Source organism: Streptomyces sp. SID14478, assembly GCF_010548525.1.
GTDB lineage: Bacteria > Actinomycetota > Actinomycetes > Streptomycetales > Streptomycetaceae > Streptomyces.
Window position 1 is genome coordinate 1 of sequence record NZ_JAAGMG010001167.1, and the last position, 1,333, is coordinate 1,333.

The window sequence follows — 1,333 nt, forward strand, 5'->3', positions numbered from 1 at the left end:
CCCCCAGCCGCAGCCGCAGCCGCAGGGCTACCCGCAGCCGCCCCAGCAGCCTCAGCAGGCACAGCCGGGCCCCGGCTACGGCTACCCCCAGCCGCCGATCCCGCCGCAGGGACAGCAGGCACAGCCGCAGCCGCAGGCCCCGCAGGCGGACCCGCGCACCGGTACCGCCTGGCCGCAGCCCGTGCAGCACGACCAGCGCCAGCCCACGAACGTCGGCGGCGCCCCGCTCGGCTACACGGCGGCCGTCGAGCTGTCGGCCGACCGCCTGCTCAACAACAAGCGGCAGAAGGCGAAGAGCACCCGCCCCGGCGGCGGCAACAACCGCTTCAAGCTCGGTGGCAAGAAGGAGGAGGCCGAGCGGCAGCGGAAGCTGGACCTGATCCGCACGCCGGTCCTCTCCTGCTACCGGATCGCCGTGATCAGCCTCAAGGGCGGCGTCGGCAAGACGACCACGACCACGGCGCTCGGCTCGACCCTCGCGACCGAGCGACAGGACAAGATCCTCGCGATCGACGCCAACCCGGACGCCGGCACGCTCGGCCGCCGCGTGCGCCGCGAGACCGGCGCGACCATCCGTGACCTGGTGCAGTCGATCCCGCACCTGCACTCGTACATGGACATCCGGCGGTTCACCTCGCAGGCGCCGTCCGGCCTGGAGATCATCGCGAACGACGTGGACCCGGCGGTCTCGACGACGTTCAACGACGAGGACTACCGCAGCGCGATCGACGTGCTCGGCAAGCAGTACCCGATCATCCTCACCGACTCGGGCACCGGCCTGCTCTACTCCGCGATGCGCGGGGTCCTGGACCTGGCCGACCAGTTGATCATCATCTCGACCCCGTCCGTCGACGGTGCGAGCAGTGCCAGTACGACGCTCGACTGGCTCTCCGCGCACGGTTACGCGGACCTCGTCTCGCGCTCGATCACGGTCATCTCCGGGGTCCGCGAGACCGGCAAGATGATCAAGGTGGAGGACATCGTCAGCCACTTCGAGACGCGCTGCCGCGGTGTCGTCGTCGTCCCGTTCGACGAGCACCTGGCGGCCGGCGCCGAGGTCGACCTCGACATGATGCGGCCGAAGGTGCGGGAGGCGTACTTCAACCTCTCCGCGATGGTCGCCGAGGACTTCGTGCGGGCCCAGCAGCAGCAGGGCCTGTGGACCCAGGCGGACGGCCACCAGCCGCCCACCATGGCCCCGCCGATGCCCGGCCAGCAGCAGCCCTACCCGCCGCAGCAGCCGTACCCCGGGCAGCAGCCGCCCTACCCGGGCCAGCAGCAGCCCGCGCCCTACCCGCCGCAGGGTCCGCCGCCCGCCCAGCCGGGGCAGCCG

Annotated in this window: 1 protein-coding gene; it reads left to right on the forward strand. The window is 72.0% G+C overall.

Annotated elements, in window-relative coordinates; translation table 11 throughout:
- Positions 1-1,333, forward strand: a 1,333-nt coding sequence (locus tag G3I40_RS37180; protein WP_203645454.1) for a MinD/ParA family protein, incomplete at both ends; no start/stop codon positions are given.